At 59.6% G+C, this 23,864-nt stretch carries 26 protein-coding genes; 14 read left to right on the plus strand and 12 right to left on the minus strand.

Annotation, left to right across the window (positions count from 1 at the left end; genetic code table 11):
* Nucleotides 1–84: 84 nt before the first annotated feature.
* The 3 genes from BMZ32_RS18205 to BMZ32_RS18215 form a co-directional block, all read right to left on the minus strand.
* Nucleotides 85–1,092 carry an Ldh family oxidoreductase gene (locus BMZ32_RS18205; protein WP_090244648.1) on the minus strand — a complete coding sequence of 336 codons (1,008 nt, stop codon included), beginning with the start codon at nt 1,090–1,092 and terminating at the stop codon, nt 85–87.
* A 101-nt stretch (nt 1,093–1,193) separates the two neighbouring features.
* The gene (locus BMZ32_RS18210) at nt 1,194–1,667 is read right to left on the minus strand and encodes a WbuC family cupin fold metalloprotein (RefSeq protein WP_090244650.1); all 474 of its coding nucleotides are present in this window, start codon (nt 1,665–1,667) and stop codon (nt 1,194–1,196) included.
* 5 nt (nt 1,668–1,672) lie between these two features.
* Nucleotides 1,673–2,230 carry a hypoxanthine-guanine phosphoribosyltransferase gene (locus BMZ32_RS18215; RefSeq protein ID WP_090244652.1) on the minus strand — a complete coding sequence of 186 codons (558 nt, stop codon included), beginning with the start codon at nt 2,228–2,230 and terminating at the stop codon, nt 1,673–1,675.
* A gap of 251 nt (nt 2,231–2,481) precedes the next feature.
* Here BMZ32_RS18215 and upp point away from each other — a divergent pair, with 251 nt between their 5' ends.
* A complete protein-coding gene (gene upp / locus BMZ32_RS18220; RefSeq protein ID WP_090244654.1) occupies nt 2,482–3,120 on the plus strand; it encodes a uracil phosphoribosyltransferase in 639 nt (212 codons plus the stop codon).
* A 3-nt stretch (nt 3,121–3,123) separates the two neighbouring features.
* The gene (locus BMZ32_RS18225) at nt 3,124–4,392 is read left to right on the plus strand and encodes a uracil-xanthine permease family protein (protein WP_090244655.1); all 1,269 of its coding nucleotides are present in this window, start codon (nt 3,124–3,126) and stop codon (nt 4,390–4,392) included.
* A gap of 55 nt (nt 4,393–4,447) precedes the next feature.
* Here BMZ32_RS18225 and BMZ32_RS18230 read toward each other — a convergent pair whose 3' ends face one another.
* The 3 genes from BMZ32_RS18230 to BMZ32_RS18240 form a co-directional block, all read right to left on the minus strand.
* Nucleotides 4,448–5,779, minus strand: coding sequence for a spinster family MFS transporter (locus tag BMZ32_RS18230; RefSeq protein WP_090244656.1), 1,332 nt, complete (start codon nt 5,777–5,779; stop codon nt 4,448–4,450).
* A gap of 155 nt (nt 5,780–5,934) precedes the next feature.
* Nucleotides 5,935–6,957: a ferrochelatase gene (gene hemH, locus BMZ32_RS18235; protein WP_090244658.1), complete on the minus strand. Its 1,023-nt coding sequence runs from the start codon at nt 6,955–6,957 to the stop codon at nt 5,935–5,937.
* Between the two features lie 8 nt (nt 6,958–6,965).
* Complete coding sequence (locus BMZ32_RS18240; protein ID WP_090244749.1) at nt 6,966–7,871, minus strand: TIGR01777 family oxidoreductase; 906 nt, start codon at nt 7,869–7,871, stop codon at nt 6,966–6,968.
* Between the two features lie 195 nt (nt 7,872–8,066).
* On the opposite strand from BMZ32_RS18240, the gene BMZ32_RS18245 reads away from it, so the two are divergent.
* The 12 genes from BMZ32_RS18245 (at nt 8,067) to BMZ32_RS18300 (ending at nt 18,190) form a co-directional block, all read left to right on the plus strand.
* Entirely contained in the window at nt 8,067–9,059 is a 993-nt protein-coding gene (locus tag BMZ32_RS18245; protein WP_090244660.1) for an NAD(P)/FAD-dependent oxidoreductase, read from the plus strand.
* Nucleotides 9,056–9,301: a TIGR02450 family Trp-rich protein gene (locus BMZ32_RS18250; RefSeq protein WP_090244662.1), complete on the plus strand. Its 246-nt coding sequence runs from the start codon at nt 9,056–9,058 to the stop codon at nt 9,299–9,301. The genes BMZ32_RS18245 and BMZ32_RS18250 overlap by 4 nt, the downstream gene beginning before the upstream one ends.
* A gap of 122 nt (nt 9,302–9,423) precedes the next feature.
* A complete protein-coding gene (locus tag BMZ32_RS18255) occupies nt 9,424–10,389 on the plus strand; it encodes a YbgA family protein (RefSeq protein WP_090244664.1) in 966 nt (321 codons plus the stop codon).
* The gene (locus BMZ32_RS18260; protein ID WP_090244666.1) at nt 10,386–11,327 is read left to right on the plus strand and encodes a MerR family transcriptional regulator; all 942 of its coding nucleotides are present in this window, start codon (nt 10,386–10,388) and stop codon (nt 11,325–11,327) included. Before BMZ32_RS18255 ends, BMZ32_RS18260 begins: the two co-directional genes overlap by 4 nt.
* A 14-nt stretch (nt 11,328–11,341) precedes the next feature.
* On the plus strand, nt 11,342–12,781 hold the full coding sequence (gene phrB / locus BMZ32_RS18265) for a deoxyribodipyrimidine photo-lyase (protein WP_208598742.1): 1,440 nt from the start codon (nt 11,342–11,344) through the stop codon (nt 12,779–12,781).
* The gene (locus BMZ32_RS18270) at nt 12,778–13,200 is read left to right on the plus strand and encodes a nuclear transport factor 2 family protein (RefSeq protein ID WP_090244672.1); all 423 of its coding nucleotides are present in this window, start codon (nt 12,778–12,780) and stop codon (nt 13,198–13,200) included. The genes phrB and BMZ32_RS18270 overlap by 4 nt, the downstream gene beginning before the upstream one ends.
* Nucleotides 13,197–13,976, plus strand: coding sequence for an SDR family NAD(P)-dependent oxidoreductase (locus tag BMZ32_RS18275; protein ID WP_090244674.1), 780 nt, complete (start codon nt 13,197–13,199; stop codon nt 13,974–13,976). Before BMZ32_RS18270 ends, BMZ32_RS18275 begins: the two co-directional genes overlap by 4 nt.
* A complete protein-coding gene (locus tag BMZ32_RS18280; RefSeq protein WP_090244677.1) occupies nt 13,973–15,220 on the plus strand; it encodes an NAD(P)/FAD-dependent oxidoreductase in 1,248 nt (415 codons plus the stop codon). The genes BMZ32_RS18275 and BMZ32_RS18280 overlap by 4 nt, the downstream gene beginning before the upstream one ends.
* 2 nt (nt 15,221–15,222) lie before the next feature.
* A complete protein-coding gene (locus BMZ32_RS18285; protein WP_090244680.1) occupies nt 15,223–16,023 on the plus strand; it encodes a DUF1365 domain-containing protein in 801 nt (266 codons plus the stop codon).
* A complete protein-coding gene (locus BMZ32_RS18290; protein ID WP_090244681.1) occupies nt 16,010–17,284 on the plus strand; it encodes an SAM-dependent methyltransferase in 1,275 nt (424 codons plus the stop codon). Before BMZ32_RS18285 ends, BMZ32_RS18290 begins: the two co-directional genes overlap by 14 nt.
* Nucleotides 17,277–17,804: a DUF2878 domain-containing protein gene (locus BMZ32_RS18295; protein WP_090244683.1), complete on the plus strand. Its 528-nt coding sequence runs from the start codon at nt 17,277–17,279 to the stop codon at nt 17,802–17,804. Before BMZ32_RS18290 ends, BMZ32_RS18295 begins: the two co-directional genes overlap by 8 nt.
* Nucleotides 17,805–17,878: 74 nt before the next feature.
* On the plus strand, nt 17,879–18,190 hold the full coding sequence (locus tag BMZ32_RS18300) for a YkgJ family cysteine cluster protein (protein ID WP_090244686.1): 312 nt from the start codon (nt 17,879–17,881) through the stop codon (nt 18,188–18,190).
* 104 nt (nt 18,191–18,294) lie between these two features.
* On the opposite strand, the gene BMZ32_RS18305 is transcribed toward BMZ32_RS18300, so the two are convergent.
* The 6 genes from BMZ32_RS18305 to hemA all read right to left on the minus strand — a co-directional run bounded on the left by BMZ32_RS18305 (nt 18,295) and on the right by hemA (nt 23,736).
* The gene (locus BMZ32_RS18305; protein WP_090244689.1) at nt 18,295–18,810 is read right to left on the minus strand and encodes an acyloxyacyl hydrolase; all 516 of its coding nucleotides are present in this window, start codon (nt 18,808–18,810) and stop codon (nt 18,295–18,297) included.
* Between the two features lie 100 nt (nt 18,811–18,910).
* Nucleotides 18,911–19,714 carry a glutamate racemase gene (gene murI, locus BMZ32_RS18310; protein WP_090244691.1) on the minus strand — a complete coding sequence of 268 codons (804 nt, stop codon included), beginning with the start codon at nt 19,712–19,714 and terminating at the stop codon, nt 18,911–18,913.
* Nucleotides 19,704–20,459, minus strand: a complete 756-nt coding sequence (locus tag BMZ32_RS18315) for a molybdopterin-synthase adenylyltransferase MoeB (RefSeq protein ID WP_090244752.1) — start codon at nt 20,457–20,459, stop codon at nt 19,704–19,706. The genes murI and BMZ32_RS18315 overlap by 11 nt, the downstream gene beginning before the upstream one ends.
* 19 nt (nt 20,460–20,478) lie before the next feature.
* Nucleotides 20,479–21,312, minus strand: coding sequence for a peptide chain release factor N(5)-glutamine methyltransferase (gene prmC / locus BMZ32_RS18320; RefSeq protein ID WP_090244694.1), 834 nt, complete (start codon nt 21,310–21,312; stop codon nt 20,479–20,481).
* Between the two features lie 51 nt (nt 21,313–21,363).
* Entirely contained in the window at nt 21,364–22,446 is a 1,083-nt protein-coding gene (prfA, locus tag BMZ32_RS18325; protein ID WP_090244696.1) for a peptide chain release factor 1, read from the minus strand.
* 9 nt (nt 22,447–22,455) lie between these two features.
* Nucleotides 22,456–23,736, minus strand: a complete 1,281-nt coding sequence (gene hemA / locus BMZ32_RS18330; protein WP_090244699.1) for a glutamyl-tRNA reductase — start codon at nt 23,734–23,736, stop codon at nt 22,456–22,458.
* Between the last annotated feature and the right edge of the window lie 128 nt (nt 23,737–23,864).

Genomic DNA, 23,864 nt, shown 5'->3' on the forward strand with positions numbered 1-23,864 from the left:
GTTTTGCCCCGGCACACTGCTGGGGCTTTTTTTGCCTGCTCGGCTAGACGCAGCACCCGTGACAGCGGGAAGGCGCAGCCCGTTTCACCGCACAATCAGCGCATTGAGGTCGTCATACAGCGCCTGAGGGATCTGCACGCCCTCCTCGGCACTGCGCTTACGCGCCTCATACCGGCGCTGCGACGGCAACCGTGCGCCCTGCCCCTGAATACTCTCGAACAAGGTCTCGGCGCGGGCCAAGTGCTCGTCGGCAGCCGCGCCGAGGAAGCGCTGCGGGTCAAGGGCGATGATCAACTCGCCGTGATAAGGCGAAGAGTCGCCGCCGTCATCGTAGGCCTTGGATTCTGCGCTGGTCAGGTCGCCTATCAACGGCCCGGCGATCAGTTCAACCATGGCCGCCAACGCCGAGCCTTTATGCCCACCAAAGGTGTGCATAGCCCCCTGCAGCACCGCCGCCGCATCCGTGCTGGGCTGGCCCTGGGCATCGATCCCCCAGCCTTCGGGGAGTGGCTTACCGGCACGCCGATGCAGTTCGATGTCGCCCCGGGCAATCACACTGGTGGCGAAGTCAAAGATAAATGGGTTATGGCCGGCCCGAGGCCAGCCGAACGCAATTGGGTTGGTGCCAAACACCGGCTTACTGCCACCAGCCGGCGCAACCCAGGCATGGCTGGGGGTAAAGGCCAAGGCAACCAAACCGGCATCGGTCAGGGCTTCGATTTCCACCCACAGTGCCGAGAAATGTACGCAATGGTTAATCGCCATCGCGGCGATACCCGCCTCCCGCGCCTTGCCCAACAACACAGGCAACCCGGCCTGAAAAGCCAACTGGGAGAAGCCACCATGGGCATCAACACGCACGATCGCCGGGGCTTGATCAAACACCTCGGGCTGGGCGTCAGCAACCACCTTGCCGGCCTTTAGCGAGCGTACGCAGCCGAGCACCCGATACAGCCCATGGGAGGCACAGCCATCGCGCTCCCCCGCGAGCACGGTGGCACTCACTGCTTGCACGTGGGGTTCGCTAAAACCATTGCTGCGCAGTATGTCCTGCGCGAGTTGATGGGCTTGTTCCAGGGTCAATCGGATCACGGTTCGGCTCCTCTGCTAATCAATGATTAGAGTGGTGCCTAGGCAGTGGAGCGGCTTGAGCCATTTACCCGGCCAGACTGACGAAATCAGCACAATCCGGTTTAAGCGAACTGCCCGCGCATCCAGGCTAAATAGGCCGGGGCATCGGCCTCACCTTCTTTCGGCGCCCAACTGGCCTGCTCGCCTGCCCCGACTGCCTTGTAGGGCCCGGCCTTGCATTCGAACAGAATGCTGTCGGCTTCGAGCACGACCAAGGCATGGAAAATATTTGGCGGCACGTCGACGCCAACACATTCGCCACCGGCTGCCAGCACGCGCTTAGCCAACACCTCACCGCGGTCATTAAAGATCAACAGCCCCAAACTACCTTTGAGAACCAACAAGGCTTCAGCCTTATCGGCCGAGAGGTGGCGGTGCGGCGGGATATAAGTAGCCGGCTGTAAACCTACCGCCATGCGGTGGCAAGGCTCGTCCATCTGGTGAAAGTTATGGTGCTGGCGCTGGCGTGGATTAGCCGCCGCTTGCTCGGCCAAATCGCCGAACAGTGTCTGATCGAGAAAGCGCAGTTCGCTCATACGTTTTACAGGCCTTTGACCGCGTATATACCCGGCGCATTGCGCCAGTAACCTTTGTAATCCATGCCGTAGCCAAACACATAGCGATCAACACAGGGCATGCCGACGTAATCAGCCTTGAGGTCGGGGCGTGCCTTGCGGTCGTGCGTTTTATCTACCAGCACAGCGATGCGCACGTTCTTGGCACCGGCATGACGGCAAAAATCGATGATTGCACCGAGAGTGTGCCCTTCATCAAGGATGTCGTCGATGATCAGCACGTCGCGGTCGATAAAGGAGATTTCCGGCTTGGCCTTCCAGAACAGTTCGCCACCGCTGGTTTCATTGCGATAACGGGTGGCGTGCAGGTAGGACAACTCCAGCGGGAAGTTGAGCTTGGGCAGCAGCTTGCCGGAGAAAATCAGCCCGCCGTTCATCACGCAGAACACCACCGGGTTGCTGTCGGCCATCTCGCTGTTGATGGCCGCCGCCATGGTGTCGATGGCCACCTCGACCTCGGCATTGCTGTACAGGCAATCGGCTTCGGCCATAATTTGGCGAATATGCACGAGATCGACGGACATGCTGTTTCCTCAATGAGTGGCGGGGATGACTCAGACCATAAAGCTGATCGATGCGTCAAAATAAAAGTCGGCGAATCTACGCATCTGCAAAGCACAGAGCAAGCCCTGCCAGACCAACTGCGGTAATTGCCCATCATGGCCGGTACGTTAGCGTCTTTTTAGCGACTTTAAGCCATTAAGGCGCAGCACTTGAGGCGGCCAATGCTTTAATCTAACGCAATTTTCGCCCGTCCTGCCGGAGACCCCTGCCCATGCCCATCCTCGAGATCCGCCACCCGCTGATCCGCCACAAACTCGGCCTGATGCGCCGCGCCGATATCAGCACAAAGAATTTCCGCGAATTGGCCCAAGAAGTCGGCGCACTGCTGACCTACGAGGCGACCAAGGATCTGCCCCTCGAGAACTACGAAATTGAAGGCTGGTGCGGCACCGTGCAGGTGGAAAAAATCTCCGGCAAGAAAATCACCGTAGTGCCGATCCTGCGCGCTGGGATTGGCATGCTTGAAGGCGTTCTCAGCCTGATTCCCGGCGCCAAGGTCAGCGCTGTGGGCGTGGCACGCAATGAAGAAACCCTGCAGGCGCACACCTACCTAGAAAAGCTGGTGCCGGAAATCGACGAGCGCCTGGCGATGATCATCGACCCAATGCTCGCCACCGGCAGCTCAATGGTCGCCACCATCAACCTGCTGAAAAAGGCCGGCTGCAAGGAAATCCGCGCCATGGTGTTGGTCGCTGCACCCGAAGGTATTAAGGCCGTCAACGACGCGCATCCGGACGTGACGATCTATACCGCCTCTATCGACCAATGCCTGAATGAGCATGGCTATATCATTCCCGGCCTCGGCGATGCCGGCGACAAAATCTTCGGCACCAAGCAGAAGGACGCCTGATTCATGCACGATGAATACAACGATCCACTCTGGCGCCAGGGTATTTCCGGCGCACAGATGCTGTTCGTGGCATTCGGCGCACTGGTGCTGATGCCGCTGATCACTGGTATGGATCCTAACGTCGCACTGTTCACGGCCGGTATCGGCACCCTGCTATTCCAACTGGTCACTGGCCGTCAGGTCCCGGTATTCCTGGCCTCCAGCTTTGCCTTTATCGCGCCAATTCTCGCTGCCAAAGGTGAATTCGGTCTGCCGGCCGTGCTGGGCGGCATCGTCGCCTCCGGCTTGGTGTATATCCTGCTCAGCGCTGTGGTGCGGATCAAAGGCGCCGGTTTTATCGACCGACTGCTGCCCCCCGTGGTGATTGCACCGGTGATCATTTCCATCGGCCTGGCGTTGTCACCCGTCGCGGTGAACATGGCCATGGGCAAGGCCGGCGACGGCAGCGCGCAACTGATTCCATATGAAATCGCCATGCTGATTTCCATGTCGGCGCTGCTCACCACCGTGCTGGTCGCCGCCATGGGCAGTGGCCTGTTGCGTCTGGTGCCGATTCTCGCCGGGATCATCGTCGGTTGTGTGGTCGCAGCCTTTTGTGGGGTGATCGACACCACGCAAGTCGCCGCCGCCCCCTGGCTGGCACTGCCGGCATTCGTGGCTCCAGAACTGCACTGGGGAGCGATTCTGTACATCGTACCCGTGGCACTGGCCCCTGCCATTGAACACATTGGCGGCGTGATCGCGATTGGCAGCGTTACCGGCAAGGACTTCATCAAGAAGCCCGGCCTGCACCGCACCCTGCTTGGCGATGGCCTGGCCACCTCGGCTGCTGGCCTACTGGGCGGCCCACCTAACACCACCTATGCCGAAGTCACCGGCGCGGTGATGCTGACCAAGAACTACAACCCGAAGATCATGACCTGGGCGGCGTGCTTCGCCATCGGCCTGGCCTTTGTCGGCAAATTCGGCACCGCCCTGCAAAGCATCCCAGTGCCGGTGATGGGCGGCATTCTCTGCCTGCTGTTTGGCTCTATTGCGGTGGTGGGTTTGAACACCCTGATTCGTCATCAAGTCGACCTGTCCGAGGCGCGTAACCTGATCATCGTGTCGATCACTCTGGTGTTCGGCATCGGCGGCATGGTCATGGGTAACAGTGACTTTGCCTTGTCCGGCATCTCGCTGTGTGCTATCAGCGCCCTGGTGCTCAACCTGGTTCTGCCCGGCGGCCAAGGCTGGCGCAGCAAAACAGTGCTGGAAGAGCCAGACCTGTAACGCGCCCAAATTAAAAGCCCCGCACTTAGCGGGGCTTTTTTGCAGTGTTAAACCTCTATGCAGGGCTAGCCGACCACCCCTGTAAGCGCACCACACTCTCGCGATAAGGCTTGAGGCCCATGCTCAAGAGTACGATTGAGCTGAACACCGCCAGCGAGGTGACGATCAGCAGCGAATAACGCAGCGCTTGGTCGTCGGCGAACACATAGTCTGTGACCAAGGCCACCGCAGTCGGGCCGATACCCAGGCCGATCAGGGTGATTACAAACAAGTAGATCGCCGAAGCCTGACCGCGCATCGAGTTGGGCATGATTTCTTGAATCGCCGCCGGCGCCACACCAAACGGCATGCTCAGGCAGAACACCGTTGGCGCCATCAGCACCGCGGCCCACACCGCGTTATCCATCAAAGGGAAGGCCAGCACAAAAGGCACTGCACCCACCGCTGCATACAAACCAACGCGCATATTGGCATCACTGCTGCCGCGCTTGGCCATCCAGTCCGCCAGACGTCCGCCGAAGACAATGCCCAAACAGCCAAACACCGCAACGATACTGCCGTACACCACGCCAACCTGACCGGCATCCCAGCCATAGGTGCGAATAAAGAAGCTCGGCACCCAGGCCGCACTGCCGTAGCCAGCAAACGCCAGCCCGGCAAAGCCAAAGTTGTGGCACAGCACAGTGCGGCGGTTGGCGCGAATATAACGGCCAACATCCGCCAGCGGCACTGCTATACCAGCGCCAACCCCACGTCGTACCGGCTCTCTGACCGCCAGCATGAGCAGGGTAAATAAAACCCCGGCCGCGCCAAGAATCAGGAAGATCAACTGCCAAGGGCGCACTTCACCAATTACGGGCAGGACGACATCACCTTGGGCTGAGGCGAACTTAATCACCAGACCGCCCAGCAAAAATGCGATACCGGACCCCAGATAAACCCCCATGGAATACACGCTGATCGCCGTGGCGCGACGCTCGGCCGGAAAGCTATCGGCGATCAGCGAGTAAGCTGCCGGCGACAATGCTGCCTCTCCCACACCCACACCAATACGGCAGATCAGAAACTGCCAGTACAGCTTGGCCATGCCACACGCCGCAGTGGCCGCACTCCAGAACAGCACGCCGATGGCAATCAAGCCGCGTCGACTTTTGGTATCGGCCAGCCGGCCCAGGGGGATACCGCAAACGGTATAGAACAGGGCAAACGACAAGCCCATCAGCAAGCTCATCTGCGTGTCGCTGATCATCAGATCGCGGCGGATTGGCCCCACCAGCAAGTTAAGAATCTGCCGGTCAATAAATGACAGCACATACGCCACCATGAGAATGGCGACAGTCACCCAGGCGCGGGTGGAAGAGGGATAGCCGTTATTGTTGTTGGGCACTGGCAGTCTCCTCGGCACCGTTATGTGCGGTGCACGACGGTTGAAAGAACTGCCAGCTTAGGCCGAGACATAGGGCGATGAGTATCGCCCTTGGGTGTTATCAATCAGGCGAATGCGCGGCATCCCTTTGAGCGAATGACCGCGCGCCAAGTGGTTTAGAGCATCAAGGGCGCTCGCTCACTGAGGGTTTTCAGGGCCGCGACCCAGCTTGGATGATCATTCAGGCACGGCACCAACTGGAGGCTCTCGCCGCCCGCCTCAACAAACTGCTCGCGGCCGCGGTCGCCGATTTCCTCCAAGGTTTCGATGCAGTCGGCGACAAAGGCTGGGCACATCACCAATAGGTTCTTCACGCCTTGTTTAGCCAGCTCATCGAGGCGCGCTTCGGTGTAGGGCTCAATCCACTTATCGCGACCCAAACGCGACTGGAAGGACACCGACCACTGCTCCGGTTTGAGCCCCATGCGCTGAGCGAACAACTCGGCACTGCGCATGCATTGCGCGCGGTAGCAGGTGGCGAGTACTTCGGGCGAGGCATTGCGGCAACAATCCGCGTTTTTCAAGCAATGACGACTGGGGTCGAGCTTGCGCAGGTGACGCTCTGGCAGGCCATGAAAACTCAGCAGCAGGTGGTCGAAATCTTGTTCAAGGTACGGCTTAGCACTATCAACCAAGGCATCCAAGTATTCCGGCTGCTCAAAGAATGGCGGCAGTATCGAGAACCGAATGGGCAACTGCTGCTCACGCACCACACGCCGCGCCTCTTCAATCACAGTGGTGGTGGTGCTGTCAGCAAATTGCGGATAGAGCGGCGCCAGGGTGACCTGCTTAATTCCTTGGCTCGCTAGGCGGGTCAGCACGGTTTGCAACGACGGCTCGCCATAACGCATGGCCAGTTCAACCGGACCATGATTCCAAGACGACTTCATTGCCTCTTGTAAGCGCTTACTCAGCACCACCAGCGGCGAGCCGTCATCCCACCAAATTGAAGCGTAGGCATGCGCCGAAGCCGCTGGGCGCTTGATTAGAATCAGCGAAACCAATAAACGCCGCAGTGGCCAAGGCAAATCAACCACATAAGGGTCCATCAGAAACTGATTGAGGTAACTGCGCACATCCGCCACCGAGGTAGAGGCAGGAGAACCCAGGTTTACCAGTAACAAGGCGTGATCGGTCATGCGTAATCCTAGTTAGGCTGGCCCAGCAGATCCGCCAGAGCCACATCCAAATGAGTGAAACGAAAACTGAAACCTTCGTCCTGCAGGCGTGTCGGCAAAGCGCGCTGGCCACCCAGCAGCAACTCTGCCAGCTCGCCTAGCGCCAAGCGCAGGACAAATGTCGGGGCCGGCATAAACGCGGGCCGGTGCAGCTCGCGGCCCAGCGCCTGACTGAATGCGCGGTTACGCTCAGGCGTCGGCGCGCAGGCATTATAAGGACCGCGTGCTTGCTCATGCTGCAGGAGAAAATCAATCAAGGCGATTTGGTCGTCAATATGAATCCATGGCATCCATTGCCGGCCATTGCCTATGGGGCCACCAAGCCCGAGCTTAAAAGGCAGCAACAAGCGCTTGAGAAAGCCGCCATCGCTGGCCAGGACCAGCCCGGTACGCACCAACACCACACGGATGCCTTGCCCCTCTGCGCGCTGCGCGGTTTCTTCCCACGCCCCACACAACTGCGCGGCAAAGTCTTCACTAACAGGCAGTGAATCTTCATGCAACTCGCGCTCGCCGCCGTCGCCATACCAGCCCACCGCCGACCCCGAGAGCAACACAGCTGGTTTTTGTTCGCGGCTGTGCAGCCAAGCCAATAGTTGTTCGGTCAGACCAATACGGCTAGCCCACAACAGTGCTTTGCGCTTGCGCGTCCAGGGTCGATCAGCAATAGGCGCTCCGGCCAGGTTGACCACAGCATCCAACGGTTCTTCGCCCAGCTCATCGAGCCGGCCAATACCGCGCACCGCGTCACCGCAAAGTGCCGCCACCTGTTCAGGACGACGGCTCCACACCGTTAATTGGTGGCCTTGCTGCAACCAGTGGCGACACAGCGCCCGCCCGATCAAACCAGTACCACCCGTCAGGAGTATGTTCATCAGCTCGCCCTCGCTTGGCTTTTGCTTAACTAGCAGTAGCCGAATCATTTGTACCTGCGTATGGCTTCAATCGGCCGGCAGGTTGTCTTAACTATAGGAAGACAGGATCGAACCTGATATATCTTATACACAAAACAAATACTGTATAGCATTTGTCTAAAGCGTAGCTTAGCACCGGACCACAAGAGGTAGACCATGACCGCTCTTCATCCCATTGCCATTATCGGCACCGGCATCGCCGGGCTATCTGCCGCACAGGCGCTGCATGCCGCTGGTCATTCGGTGCAGCTGTTCGACAAGAGCCGCGGCAGTGGCGGGCGCATGGCCAGCAAACGCAGTGATGGCGGCGCGCTGGACCTAGGAGCGCAGTATTTCACCGCGCGCGACCGCCGCTTTGTCGAGGTGGTACAGCAATGGCAGGCGCGCGGCTGGGTCGCTGAATGGACCCCCAGCCTCTACAACTTTAAAAATGGCCAGCTCAGCGCCTCACCTGATGAGCAGGTACGCTGGGTCGGCAGCCCGCGCATGAGTGCGATTACCCGCGCCATGCTCGGTGCCCTGCCGGTGCATTTTTCCTGCCGCATCACCGAGGTGTTTCGCGGCGAACAGCACTGGCACTTGCAGGACGCCGAAGGCAATAGCCACGGCCCGTTTAGCCATGTGATCGTCGCCACCCCAGCACCGCAGGCCACCACCCTGCTGTCCAGCGTGCCGAAACTGGCAGGCGCTGCAGCCAGCGTAGCCATGGACCCGACCTGGGCCGTCGCCCTGGCCTTCGACACGCCACTGGAGAGCAAAGTGGAAGGCTGCTTTGTGCAAGACAGCCCGCTCGACTGGCTGGCGCGCAACCGCAGTAAACCTGGCCGTGACAGCCAGCTTGATACCTGGGTGCTGCACGCCACCAGCCAGTGGACCAAACAAAATCTGGATATGTCTAAAGAAGACGTAACCGAACACCTGCTCGGGGCGTTTGCCGAACTGATCGGCTGCACCGTACCCGCGCCCACCTTCAGCCTGGCGCACCGCTGGCTCTATGCGCGCCCAGCCAGTGCGCATCAATGGGGCGTACTGGCCGATGCTGACCTGGGCATCTACGCCTGTGGGGATTGGTGCCTGTCTGGCCGCGTGGAAGGCGCCTGGCTTAGCGGCCAGGAAGCCGCACGACGTTTGCTTGAGAATCTGCAATGAAGAGTCAAGTACACGCCACGCCCGCCAAGCATCGGCTCAATCCGCGCAAGCTGCTGCTGTCAAAGTGGACAGCTACGCAGCCGCAGAACCGCGAGAAGCACTTTCTTGTAACCGAACTGTTCTGCGATGAGGACGGTACGGTACTGCAGGTCGAACTGCAGGCCGTGCTCAACCAGCGCAGCCAGCGCCTGGACTGGCACGCGCTGGAAAACCCTGATGAGTGGCGCATGGGCTGGAAGTAACAGTGCCGCACAAACTCATACCATAGTTGTACAAATATATTGACTTGTACAATTGCAGACCTATGATGAAGCTAAGTTGTACATCCATCAGGATCTGTACAAGTCGTCATCGGAGGTTGCCCATGCGCTCATCAGAAACCATCACCGGCAAACCCAAACTGGGCATCAGCGCCTGCCTGCTGGGTTCCGAGGTTCGCTATAACGGCGGGCACAAGGAATCGCGCCTGTGTAGCCGCACCCTTACTGAATATTTTGACTTTGCGCCTGTATGCCCTGAAGTGGGTATAGGCATGAGCATCCCGCGAGAGCCGATCCGCCTGGTCGGCGATCCGCAAGCGCCGCGTGCCGTGGGCACGGTCAGCCGTGAAGTGGATGTCACCGCGCCGCTGGCCGCCTATGGCGAGCGCATGGCCGGCGAGCTTACTGATATTTGCGGCTACATCTTTATGCAGCAGTCGCCGTCCTGCGGCCTGCACCGAGTCAAGGTTTATCAGGACAACGGCCGCCCTAGCGAACCAGGACGTGGAATCTTCGCTGAGGCGTTTTGCGCCCGCCACCCCAATCTCCCGGTGGAAGAAGATGGCCGCCTAAACGACCCGGTCCTGCGTGAGAACTTTATTACCCGCGTCTTCGCTTACTCCGAATGGCAACAACTGCTACGCGATGGCCTGACCCGGCAAAGCTTGATTGCCTTCCACTCGCGCTACAAATACATGCTGATGGCCACTAATGCGCAGCAATATAAATTGCTCGGCCGCATGCTGGGCAACCTCGGCCAGCAGGATTTGCAAGAACTGGCCTCGCGCTATTTCAGCGACCTGATGAGCGCGCTAAAAAGCTGCGCCACTCGCCGCAGCCACAGTAATGTGCTGCAGCATATCAGCGGCTATCTAAAGCAAGCGCTGAGCAGCGAAGACAAGCAGGAAATGCAACAACTGATCGGCCAGTACCGTCACGGTGTGGTGCCGTTGGTGGTGCCCATGACCCTGCTCAAGCACCACTTCCGCCGTCACCCAGACACTTACATCACGCGGCAGGTCTACCTGCAGCCACACCCGGAAAACCTCAGCCTGCGTAATGCCCTATGAGTCTTGATTCAAGCAACCCTGGCGCGACCGCCGACGACTATCAGGCGGCCATTGCCCAGGGCTTTATGCCGATCCGCGATGTCGCCCGTATCACGGGAGTCAACGCGGTCACGCTGCGCGCGTGGGAACGTCGTTATGGCTTGATCGTGCCGCACCGCACGCCGAAAGGTCATCGTCTTTATTCGGATGAACATGTCACGCACATTCAGGCGATCCTGACGTGGCTCAATCGCGGCGTCTCGGTCAGCCAGGTCAAGGGCCTGCTGCGCAGTAACCAGCCGGCCTTTGCCGAAGCCAGCTCGCAGTGGGAAGCCAAGCGCCAGCAATTGCAGGAAGCCATTTGCAACCTCAACGAGCGCCGCCTGGACGATTGTTTCAACAGCGAACTGGCGCTCTACCCGCCCAGCACCCTGTGCGAGCAACTGCTGCTGCCACTGCTTGAAGAGCTTGAATTGCGCTGGCGCAATCAGTTTGGCGCTCAGGCAGAGCGAGTGTTTTTCTACTCGTGGCTGCGCAGCAAACTTGGCGCACGCCTGTACCACAACAACCGTCAGCACAATGGTGCGCCGCTGCTGCTGATCAATGTCTCTGACCTGCCCATGGCGCCCGGTTTGTGGCTGACCGCTTGGCTAGCAAGCAATGCAGGTATTGCGGTGGAGGTGTTCGACTGGCCACTGCCACCACCCGAATTAGCCCTCGCGGTCGAACATATTCAGCCGCGCGCCGTGCTGCTTTATTCCAGCCAAGCATTGAATAGCACGCACCTGCAGCGCCTGCTGGGTGGCTACGATTGCCCCTGCCTGCTGGTCGGTCAGGTGGTACAGATTCACGCCGACGAATTACAGGTCATCGCCCAGCAGAACGCCGAACTGAGCCTGGCCAGCGATCCGCTGGCCGCGCTGCACAGCCTCACCGACCTCAACCTGCTGCACAGCTGATGGGACATTCCATGCTGCAAATGATCTGGTTCCGCACCGACTTACGGGTACAGGACAACAGCGCCCTGGCCGCCGCCATGGGCAGTGGCCCGACCGTGGCGCTGTACCTGATCAGCCCAGCCCAGTGGCTGGCGCATGACGATGCGCCAAGCAAAGTTGATTTCTGGCTACGCAACCTGAAAAACCTGGCGGACGAGCTGGGCAAACTCAATGTGCCACTGCTGGTGCGCCATGCTGATGATTGGAGCGCAGCACCACAGGTGATCGCCGAGCTGTGCCAGCAACTGCAAACCAGCACAGTACATGCCAACGAAGAGTACGGCGTACACGAGAGCCGCCGCGATCAGGCCGTGAGCGAGGCGCTCGATGAGCTAGGGATCACCTTCACTAGCCACTTGGATCAACTGTTCTTCAAGCCCGGCAGTGTGCTGACCCAGTCCGGCACTTACTTCAAGGTCTACAGCCAGTTCCGTAAGGTCTGCTATCAGCGCTTGCACAGCGCCCTGCCGACCGTGCTCGCCCCCCCCAAAGCTCAAGCGCAACTGGCGATCAGTAGCGATGCAGTGCCCGAGCAGGTCAGCGGATTTGCCACGCCCAGTGAGACGCTGCGCCAGCTCTGGCCCGCCGGTGAGGCCGAGGCGCGCAGGCGTATAGATGATTTCGCCGCAGAACACATCGACTTCTACCAGAGCACTCGCGACTTCCCTGCCAAACCCGGCACTAGCCAACTGTCAGCGTATCTAGCCGCCGGCGTGATTTCGCCGCGCCAGTGTCTGCACGCGGCGCTGAGTGCCAACCAAGGCGAGTTCGACAGCGGCAACCCAGGCGTGGTGACCTGGATCAACGAACTGCTCTGGCGCGAGTTTTACAAGCACATCTTGGTCGGTTACCCGCGCGTGTCCATGCACCGTGCCTTCCGCGCTGAAACGGAAGCACTGGCTTGGCGTAACGCTCCGATCGAGCTGAAAGCCTGGCAGGAAGGCCGTACCGGCTTGCCAATCATCGATGCGGCGATGCGCCAGCTGCTCGCAACCGGCTGGATGCACAACCGCCTGCGCATGGTAGTAGCGATGTTTGTGACTAAAAACCTGTTGATCGACTGGCGTGAAGGCGAACGCTTTTTTATGCGCCACCTGATCGACGGCGACCTGGCGGCAAACAATGGTGGCTGGCAGTGGAGCTCCTCTACCGGCACCGATTCGGCACCCTACTTCCGCATCTTCAACCCGCTCAGCCAATCGCAGAAATTTGACCCTGATGGGCGCTTTATCCGCCAGTGGCTGCCCGAGTTGGTCGGCCTGAACAAAAGCAATATCCACAACCCAGCCGCTATGGGCGGGTTGTTCGGTATCGCCGATTACCCAGCGCCGATTGTCGACTTGAGCAAGAGCCGCAGCCGCGCCCTGGCTGCTTTCAAGAGCCTGCCGCACTTTGCCGGCACGGAGGCGCCATGAGTAATTTCCTGCGCCAGTTCGCCCAAGATTTTGCCGGGCTGAACAAGGACAACCTCGAGCGCCTGGGCAAACTCTACAGCGACGATGCGCTGTTTTGCGATCCGCTGCATGAAGTGCGCGGGTTAGCGAATATGCAGCGTTACTTTGCCGAGATGTACGCCAATGTTAGCGAGTTGCGCTTTGACTTTTACGGCTTTGACCAGGTGCGCGAAGGCGAAGGCTACTTGCGCTGGACCATGAGCTACCGCCACCCGCGCCTTGCTAAAGGTCAACTGATCCGTGTGGAGGGTTGCTCACACCTGCTGTGGCAGGACAAGGTCTATCGTCACCGTGACTACTTCGATGCCGGCAGCCTGCTCTATGAGCACCTGCCTTTACTCGGCTCGGCGATTCGCTGGCTGAAAAGGAGGTTGGCATGAACGCAAACGCACGTCGTATCTGGCTAACAGGCGCAAGCAGCGGCATCGGCGCGGCACTGGCCGAGCAGTTACTGCAGCAAGGTCATCGTTTAGCACTTAGCGCCCGTACCCTTGAGCCGTTGCAGGCCCTGGCCAAACGTTACCCGCAACAAGTGTTAGTGGTGGCCGGCGATCTCAGTGATGCCTCTCAGGTGCAGGCCATTGGCGAGCATATCGCCCAAGTCTGGGGTGCACTGGATTGCGCCATTCTCAATGCTGGCACCTGCGAATATGTAGAGGTCAGCACATTCGAGGCTGCCATGATCGAACGGGTAGTGCGCGCCAATCTGTTTACTGCCAGTTATTGCATCGAAGCCGCCCTGCCCTTGCTGCGCTTGGGCGACCGCCCGCATTTGGTCGGCGTCGGCAGCTCGGTGACCTTCATGCCGCTGCCACGCGCCGAGGCTTACGGGGCATCGAAAGCCGCCATGCGCTACCTGATGGAAACCCTGCGCATTGACCTGCGCGCCGAGAATATTGCCGTCACCCTGGTCAGCCCCGGCTTTGTCGACACCCCGCTGACGCAGAAGAATGACTTCGCCATGCCCATGCGTTGGCCCGTGGATAAAGCCGCCTGCTATATCGCCGAGCGCTTGGCCAAACAGCCTTTTGAAATTGCCTTCCCCGGCCCCTTCATTGCCATTCTCAAGCTGCTGGGGCACCTGCCTATGCGCTTGCAGGTGACCATCGGCGCCCGTATGGCGCGCACTGAAGCCAAGACCAAGGACCGTCCATGAAAATCGCCATTATCGGCAGCGGCATCGCCGGTTTAACCAGCGCCTACCTGCTTAACCGTCGCCACGACATAACAGTATTCGAGGCCGGCGCCTGGATTGGCGGCCACACCCACACCGTGGATGTGCAAGTGGATGGCCGGTCTTACGCGGTGGACACCGGCTTTATTGTGTTTAACAACTGGACCTATCCAAACTTTATCCGCTTGCTTAACCAGCTTGGTGTCGGCTTCAAAGATACCGAGATGAGTTTCTCGGTCAGCGATCCGGTGAGCGGCGTGGAGTACAACGGGCACAACCTCAACAGCCTGTTTGCCCAGCGCAGCAACCTTATTTCGCCGAAGTTCTGGAGCATGGTGCGTGACATTTTGCGCTTTAACCGTGAGGCGCTAAACGACTTAAACCAGCAGCGCATTGTCCGCGACATGACCCTCGGTGATTACCTCAAGGCCAATGCCTACAGCGAGCGTTTTATCCAGCATTACATCGTGCCCATGGGTGCGGCGATCTGGTCGATGTCGCTGCATGACATGCTGGGTTTCCCGCTGCAGTTCTTCGTGCGCTTCTTCAAAAACCACGGCCTGCTCTCAGTCAGCGACCGGCCGCAATGGTGCGTGGTCGAGGGCGGTTCGAGTAGCTATATCGCGCCGCTGACCGAATCTTTCAAACAGCGTATCCGCCTGAATTGCCCGGTTAGCCAGGTCGAGCGTGATGCCGACGGCGTGACCCTGCACAGTAGACAGGGCAGCGAGCGTTTCGACAAAGTGGTGTTCGCTTGTCACAGCGACCAGGCTCTGGCGCTATTGGCGCAGCCGAGCCGGATTGAGACAGACATCCTCGGCGCGCTGCCTTATGCCGACAATGACGTGGTGCTGCACACCGATACGCGCCTGCTGCCAAAACGGCCACTGGCCTGGGCCAGCTGGAACTATCGCCTCGGCGGCCCGACGGATCAGCCAGCGGCCGTGACCTATGACATGAATATTTTGCAGGGCATTCAGAGCGACACCACCTTCTGCGTCAGCCTCAACCAAACAGCGGCCATCGACCAAAGCAAGATTCTGGCGCGTTACACCTATGCGCACCCGCAGTACAGCCTAGCGGGTACGCAAGCGCAGGCGCGCTGGGAAGAACTGCTGGGTGCCAACCACAGCTACTTCTGCGGTGCTTACTGGGCCAATGGTTTCCATGAAGACGGCGTGGTCAGCGCATTGCGTATAGCCCGTGAATTTGGCGAACTGTTGTGACCATGAACAGCGCACTCTACAGCGGCTGGGTGCAGCACCGGCGCTTTGCGCCGCGCGTGCACAACTTCCGCTACCGCATGGGCTTGCTCTACCTGGACCTCAGCGAGCAGGAGCAAGTGCTCGCGCTGTCGCCCCTAGCCGGGCGTGGGCGTTTTGCCCCCTTCGCCTTTCGCGAGACTGATTACCTGCCGCAGTTAACCGGTACCGGCATGCGCCTGATCGATGCTGTACGCCAGCGGGTCAGTGAAGCCTTACGCCGAACCCCACTGGGCCATATTTGCCTGCTGACTCAACCGCGCAGCTGGGGCCTGGCGTTTAACCCTGCCAGCTTCTTCTATTGCTATGAAGCCGATGGCAGCCTGGCGGCGATTCTCTGCGAGGTCAGCAACACGCCGTTCCGTGAGCGCTACCACTATGTACTGCCGGCAGACGGTGACGGTCATCAGCATGTAGCCGTGGCCAAGGCCTTTCATGTCTCGCCATTTTTGCCGCGCGACCTGGAATATCGCATGAGTTTCAGTCCGGCCGGCGAGCGCCTGGGTATCCATATGGCTGACTGGCAGGGCGATGAAAAAATCTTCGACGCCACTCTCACCCTACAACGGACAGAGCTGACCCGTGCCAGCTTGCACCGCTACCTGATTGAGTTCCCTTGGATGACTGGCAAGACCGTCGCCGGCATCTACTGGCAAGCCCTGCGCCTGCTGCTCAAACGTATTCCTCTGTTCACCCATCGGGCCGCTGAAGGTGATTTTCGCGTCGCTCGCATCGCATCAAAGGACGTCCCCCATGAAAAGCTCTAGCCTAGCTTCTGCCAAACACACCGTGCGCGCTGGGAGCGGCATCGGTGCAAGCCTGTTGCGCCGTGCGGTGCTGCGCCAGCTTAAGCAGCTGCGCCACGGCCAACTGGTGATGGTCGAAGGTGAAGAACGCATGGAATTCGGCGACCCCCACTCCAGCCTCTGCGCCGAGATCCACGTGCAGGATGCTGCGATCTGGGGCCTGGTAGCGGGCAACGGCTCGATCGGTGCAGGCGAGGCCTATATCCACGGCTACTGGACGTCCCCAGACCTGACGGCGGTGGTTCGCCTATTCGTCAGTAACCTCGATGTACTGGACGCCATGGAAAGTGGCTTAGCCAAGCTGGGTCGTCCGCTGATTCAGGGGCTGCATTGGCTTAACCGCAACACCCGCAAGGGCTCACGCAAGAATATCTCTGCCCACTATGACCTGGGTAATGACCTGTTCGAGCAGTTTCTCGACCCCAGCATGATGTATTCGGCGGCCATGTTCCGCAGCGCCGATGACAGCCTGGAACAGGCGCAACTGAACAAGCTCGAGCGCATCTGCCAGAAGCTCGCACTCAAGCCCAGCGACCACCTGCTGGAAATCGGTACGGGCTGGGGCAGTATGGCGATCTATGCAGCCACCCACTATGGCTGCAAAGTCACCACCACCACGCTGTCGCGCGAGCAGTTCGCCTACACCGAACAACGCGTGAACAAACTAGGCTTACAAGGACAAGTCACCCTGCTGCTGGAGGATTACCGCGACCTCGCCGGCCAATATGACAAGCTGGTGTCGATCGAGATGATCGAGGCGGTGGGCCACCGTTTTCTGCCTACCTACTTCGAACAGTGCGCCACCTTGCTCAAGCCCGACGGGCTTATGCTGCTGCAAGCCATCACCATCCGCGATCAACGCTACGAGCAGGCAAAAAACGCCGTCGACTTTATCCAGCGCTATATCTTCCCAGGCGGTGCGTTGCCGTCGGTAAACAAGATGCTGGAAGTTATCAGCGCCAAAACCGACATGAACCTGCACCACATGGAAGACTTCGGCCTGCACTACGCACGCACCCTGCGTATTTGGCACGACAACCTGCGTCAAGCCCGGCACAAGCTGGAGCAACAAGGCTACGACGATTACTTCTTTCGTCTCTGGGAGTTTTACTTGTGCTATTGCGAGGGCGGCTTTATCGAGCGCACCATCGGCACCGCGCAACTGCTGCTGGCCAAACCGGCCGCACGTCCAGCGCCACTAATGGGAAACCTCAATGGCTAAGTTAATCGTCAACACCCTGCTGTTTCAGCTTGGCTGGTTCGCCTGCGTGTTTGGCGGCGACAGCTTGTGGCTGCTGACTGTCGCAGGCGTGGTGGCAGTCCATCTGCTGTGGACCAGCAGCTGGGCAGCCGAAGGCAAACTGCTGGTCAGCGTGTTTATCGCCGGCAGCGCGCTGGACAGCTTCCTGCTCAACCTCGGCGTGTTCGATTTTGGCGAGCCGCGTACGCTCATTCCGCTGTGGCTGGCCGGCCTGTGGCTGCTACTGGCCACTACGCTGAATCATTGCCTGGCCTGGACCGCACAACCTTGGTGGCGCGGCAGCTTGCTGGGCGCTATCGGTGCGCCGCTGTCCTATTACGGCGGCGCACAAATCGCCGGCGTCGGTTTGCCCTATGGCACGTGGCAGAGCTTGTTACTGATCGGCGCAACCTGGGCGCTGGTGATGCCTGTGCTGCATGGCTTCGCCAAGCTTTATCGCAGCCAGTACGAGCAGAGCCTGCACGCGCGCCAGTCGGTATAGGCAAAAGCACCACGTAACACCCCAGTTTTTTGGCATAAACCATCGCGATCGTCCGATGGCGTACACTGCGCGCCATGAGCGAAAGCATCCCCCATCTCCAGCTACCCGATGAAGAGGCTGTCAGTTGCTCCAACTGTGCGGCCTGCTGCTGCCAGCTGGAAGTCATGCTGATCACCGATACCGGCGTGCCTAAACGCTATATCGATACCGACGACTGGGGCGGTGAAGTCATGCTGCGCCTGGATGACGGTTGGTGCGCTGCGCTGGACCGCAACACCATGCGCTGCACCATCTACGAAGTGCGTCCGCTGATCTGCCGGGAGTTCGAAACCGCCTCCCCTGAATGCCTGGATGAACGCAAAGGCATGAGCAGCATCTACCGCTGAACTCGCGTTAATGCTGTGCAGCGACAGGCCGGTGAGTAAGACGCAAACGGCACGCAAAAGAAAACCGAGTCGCGACCCGGTTTTCTTTTTAGCACCACAACCAGCTAGAAACTTAAGCGGTAATGCACGCTGTAACTCTCCACCCCGTCATTGGGCTGTTTCAGCCCGGCGTTGGAGTAATGCAGCGCACGCACGCCGACTTCTTGATCAGCGAAGCGCACACCGAAGCCGATGCGGTCTTCGAACTGGAAAGACGAGCCTAGGTCGTTGTCCTCCAGCTCGGTGCTGCTGAAGGCCGCAATGCCAATACCGGCCTCGAGATAGGGCTTGAAGCGCTCGCCGGCAAACTCATAAACCAATACCGGGCTGAGCGACAGGCTGTGGTTACTCGCCGTCTGGTCACCATCCCAGTAGGTGTAAGCCGCATCCCAGTAGCCGGTCAGGCGACCAACATCGCTGGCAAACCAGCTTTGCTGGAAATCAAACTGCGTGCCCAAGCGATAAGTCATGGTTGAATCGCCGGTCTGGCCAACCGCAACACTCAGATCCATAGCCTGCACGGCACTGACCGGCCCCCAAGCAAGGGCTGCAAACGCAACCACACTGACAATTTTTCTCATGGCAATTATCCTTTTCCACCGAATATAAGAACGCGGCTAGGCGCTGCCAAAGAGTATAGAAATATTTAAGACGCTGAACAGTTCGGTCGCGCAGAAACCGCTACGGCAGTGCACTAACCTTGGCAGCCGTGCCCCAAAGCAGAGGCAGCACCTGCTGCATGGCCTGCGGCTCAGCGCTGGACCAAAACTGTGTGACCTGCGCAGGGCCTGCGGCAAGCAGATCACGCTCGGCCAGCAGGCGCTGGACTTGCCGCGCCACCGCAGCGCCCGTATCAATCAGGCTGATCGAGTCGGGCAGCAGGCTACGCAGCAGTGGTTTGATAAAGGGGTAATGGGTGCACCCAAGGATCAGCGTGTCGCAACCTTGAGCCAGTAACGGGGCGACAAAACCCTGAAGCAACTCACGAGTAGCGGCGCCGTCCAGCTCACCCGCCTCGATGCGTTCAACCAAGCCCGGACACGGCTGGGTAATCACCCGCACATCACTGGCAAAACGGTCGAGCAAGGCGGCGAATTTAGCGCTTTTCAGCGTACCCGTGGTGGCCAGGACTCCGACTACGCCGCTCTGGGTGGCGGCAGCCGCCGGCTTGACTGCCGGCTCCATGCCCACCAGCGGCAGCTGCGGGTACAACTCACGCAGCTCGGCAACCCCGGCCACCGTGGCAGTATTGCAGGCCAGCACCAGCGCCTTAGCGCCATGAGCGAGGAGAAACTCAGCCAACACCCGGCAGCGTTCGCGGATGAATTCCGGGCTCTTTTCTCCGTAAGGCACATGACCGCTGTCGGCGACATACAGCAGCGACTCATTAGGCAGAAGTGCACGAATCTCGCGCAGCACCGACAACCCGCCGACGCCGGAGTCGAACACGCCAATCGGCGCGCCTCTTGATGCGTTACTGGGCATCACTGCCACAGACGCTGCAACCCGGATCGCGCTTGACCCGCAGCTCACGAAAACGGCTACCCAGGGCATCGATCAGGAGCAAACGGCCCACCATGGGCTCGCCAAATTTCGCCAGCAGCTTCAAAGCTTCCAGCGCCTGCAGACTGCCTACCAGCCCCACCAGCGGCCCCACCACACCGGCTTCGCTGCAGGTCAGCTCAGCTTCACTGCCATGACCGTAAATGCAGTGGTAACAAGGGCTGTCATCACGGCGTGGGTCAAACACCGAGAGCTGGCCTTCCAAGCGTATTGCCGCGCCACTGACCAGCGGCACCTTGGCCGCTACACAAGCAGCATTCACCGCCTCGCGGGTACTGAAGTTATCCGAACAATCCAACACCAGGTCGACTGCGGTTACGGCGGCAGCCAAGGAATCATTGCCGAGAGCCTGACGGTGGGCGTGCAGGCGCAGCTGCGGGTTAAGCGCCAGCAGACGCGCGCTCGCTGAGTCGACCTTGCTCAGGCCAATGCTCGCGCTGTCATGGATGATCTGCCGTTGCAGGTTGGTTATATCGACCGTATCAAAATCCGCCAGGTGCAACTCACCGACTCCGGCGGCTGCTAGATAGAGCGCCACCGGCGAACCGAGACCACCCAAGCCGACGATCAGCACGCGGCTGTGTTTCAGGCGTAGCTGACCGTCGATATCGATCTGTTGCAAGAGGATCTGCCGGCTGTAGCGCAGCAGCTCCTTATCATTGAGCATGTCGTGCGAGTTCATGGCATCACTCATTGTCGAGGCGTCCCAGGCTGATGCGCTCATGGCCACCGAGGTCACGCCGGCTGTCCACCGCGCTAAAACCACGCGCATTGAGCAGCTCACGTACCGCCCGCGCCTGGTCGAAACCATGTTCCAGTAACAACCAACCACCAGCGAGGAGATAGTCCGGAGCCTGCTGGATGATCAGGCGAATGTCATCCAGACCATCCGCACCAGCCACCAACGCGCTGCTCGGTTCAAAACGCACATCACCTTCGCCCAAGTGCTGGTCATCGGCGGCGATGTACGGCGGGTTACTGGCAATCAGCTGATAACGCTGACCGGCCAGCGCGCCAAACCAGTGGCTCTCGATGAAGCGGGTATTGGTTAGGTTGAGGCGCACACGATTGCGTTCGGCCAAGGCCACCGCCTCGGTTACACGATCCACGCCAGTGATCTGCCAGGCCGGCCGCTCACTGGCCAAGGCCAGGGCAATCGCGCCGCTACCAGCGCCCAGATCAAGCACCTGTGCAGGCGAAGCCGGCAACAATGCCAGCGCGCTTTCAACTAATAATTCGGTGTCTGGCCGCGGAATCAGGGTGTGCGCGGCCACTTCCAGCTGCAGGCTCCAGAAACCCTGCTGACCGAGGATATACGCCACCGGCTCACCGGCCTGACGCCGCGCCAACGCCGCCTCATAACACTCAAGCTGCGGCGCATCGAGCTCACGCTCCGGCCAGGTATGCAGGTAGCTACGCGATTTACCCAGGGCATGGGCGAGCAGCAGCTCGGCATCCAAACGTGGAGTCGGTGAGCCAGGTAGGTCGAGGTGGTTAAGCAGCGTTTCGATGGTGGCCATGGGATTTATTTCCGTAGCCCGGATGAAACCCGGGACATTCTCAAACCCGCATCAATCACCCAGCGCAGCCAACTGATCGGCCTGGTACTCGACCAACAATGGCTCGATGATCGCCTCGACGCCGCCGGCAATCACTTCATTGAGCGAATACAGGGTCAGGTTGATGCGGTGGTCGGTGACTCGCCCTTGCGGGAAGTTGTAGGTGCGGATGCGCTCAGAACGGTCACCGGAGCCCACCAGCAATTTACGCGAGTCGGAAATTTCTTTGTGCGCAGCGGCTTCCTGCTGATCTTTCAACTTAGCCGCCAGCCAGGCCATGGCCTTGGCGCGGTTCTTGTGTTGTGAGCGTTCGTCCTGGCATTCCACCACCGTACCGGTGGGAATGTGGGTAATGCGAACGGCCGAGTCGGTGGTGTTAACGTGCTGACCACCGGCGCCGGAAGAGCGGTAAGTGTCCACGCGCAAATCAGCCGGATTGATGTCAATGGCCATTTGCTCGTCCGGCTCGGGCAGCACGGCAACGGTGCAGGCCGAGGTGTGGATGCGCCCCTGGGACTCGGTTTCCGGCACGCGCTGCACACGGTGTGCGCCCGACTCGAACTTGAGCTTGCCGTAGACGTTATCGCCCTCGACCCGGGCAATCACTTCTTTATATCCGCCATGCTCGCCTTCGCTGGCGGAGAGCACTTCCATCCGCCAGCCCTGCTTCTCGGCATAGCGCGAATACATGCGAAATAAATCACCGGAGAAGATCGCCGCTTCATCGCCGCCCGTGCCAGCGCGCACTTCAAGGAAGACGTTACGCCCGTCATTCGGGTCTTTGGGCAACAGCATGCGCTGCAGCGTTGCCTCCAACTCAATCAGCTGTTCCTTGGCCTCGGCAACTTCCTCCGCGGCCATTTCACGCATGTCCGGGTCGCTGTCCTTGAGCAACGCCTGAGCGCCTTCAAGATCGCCCTGCACCTTACGGAACGCACTGAACGCCTGGTATACCGGCTCAATTTCGGCGTACTCCTTGGAGTAGGCGCGGAACTGCGGTTGATTGCTAATGACTTCGGCGTCACCGAGCAGCGCGGTCAGTTCTTCGAAACGGTCCTGCAACAGGTCGAGTTTATTGATCAATGACGCTTTCATTGCAGACCTTTATTTTTTGGCCGAGCCGGGCGACGCGCCCTCGTCGAGGGCAAACAGTTCTTGAGCCACGCCCAGCGCATCGACGCGGCCGTCAGCAGAGAATTTTTTCAACTGCACGCTGGGTGCATGCAACAACTTATTGGTCAGGCCGCGGGCTAATTGCGCCAACACGTCCTCGGCGCTGCTGCCATTACCCAGTAGGCGCAGGGCCTTGTTCAGCTCCTCGTCACGCAAGCGCTCGGCTTGCTGGCGATAGGCTTTGAGTACATCCACTGCGGCCAGTTCGCGCAGGCGCTGCATAAAGTCTTGGGCGCCGGCGCTGACCAATTCTTCAGCCGCTTCGGCCGCACCCTGACGGCTCTTGAGATTTTCCGCGATCACATCATGCAGGTCGTCAACGGTATACAGATAAACGTCATCCAACTCGCCAACTTCCGGCTCGATGTCACGCGGCACGGCAATATCGACCATAAAAATCGGTTTGTGCCGGCGTTGCTTCAGCGCCCGCTCGACCGCGCCCTTACCGAGAATCGGCAACTGGCTGGCAGTCGAGCTGATGACGATATCGCTGTTGACCAGCTCGTCAGGGATTTCCGAAAGCAGCACCGCGTGCGCACCAAATTGCTCAGCCAGGGTGCTGGCGCGCTCCAGTGTTCGGTTGGCCACCACAATGCGCTTGATGCCTTGATCGTGCAGATGGCGGGCAACCAGGCTGATGGTCTCGCCCGCGCCAATCAGCAAGGCCTGGCTGCGATGCAGGTCGGTAAAAATTTGCTTAGCCAGGCTAACAGCGGCAAACGCCACGGAGACCGGGTTTTCACCAATCGCAGTATCCGTACGCACCGTTTTAGCGGTGCTGAAGGTGGCCTGAAACAAGCGCCCGAGTAATGGTCCGAGAGTGCCAGCCTCACGTGCCACGGCAAACGCCGACTTCATCTGGCCGAGAATTTGCGGCTCACCTAAGACCATGGAGTCTAATCCCGAGGCCACACGCATCATGTGCCGCACAGCTTCGTCATCGGCATGGATATAGGCGCAGGCACGCAGTTCTTCGAGGCTCAGCCGATGGTAATTAGCCAGCCAGGCCAGCACCTCATCGGCGCTCAGGTCATCCTGCTCGAGGTATAACTCGCTGCGATTGCAGGTCGAGAGAATGGCCGCTTCCCGGCTGGAGGTGTTGTGGCATAGCAGACGCAGGGCCTCAACCAACTGCTCGGGAGTGAACGCCACGCGTTCACGGACATCCACCGAGGCGGTCTTGTGGTTGATACCGAGGGCAATAAAGGCCATGCACGATCGCTGACTGGGAGTGGAAGCCGGCAATTGTCCTACTTCGGCAAAGCGAGAACAACCACTGCTGGCTATTGTCCTAATAGCCAGGTTTATCCGACTCACTCAGGATCATGACCGCCCATGGG

Source organism: Pseudomonas guineae (genome assembly GCF_900113745.1).
Taxonomy (GTDB): domain Bacteria; phylum Pseudomonadota; class Gammaproteobacteria; order Pseudomonadales; family Pseudomonadaceae; genus Aquipseudomonas; species Aquipseudomonas guineae.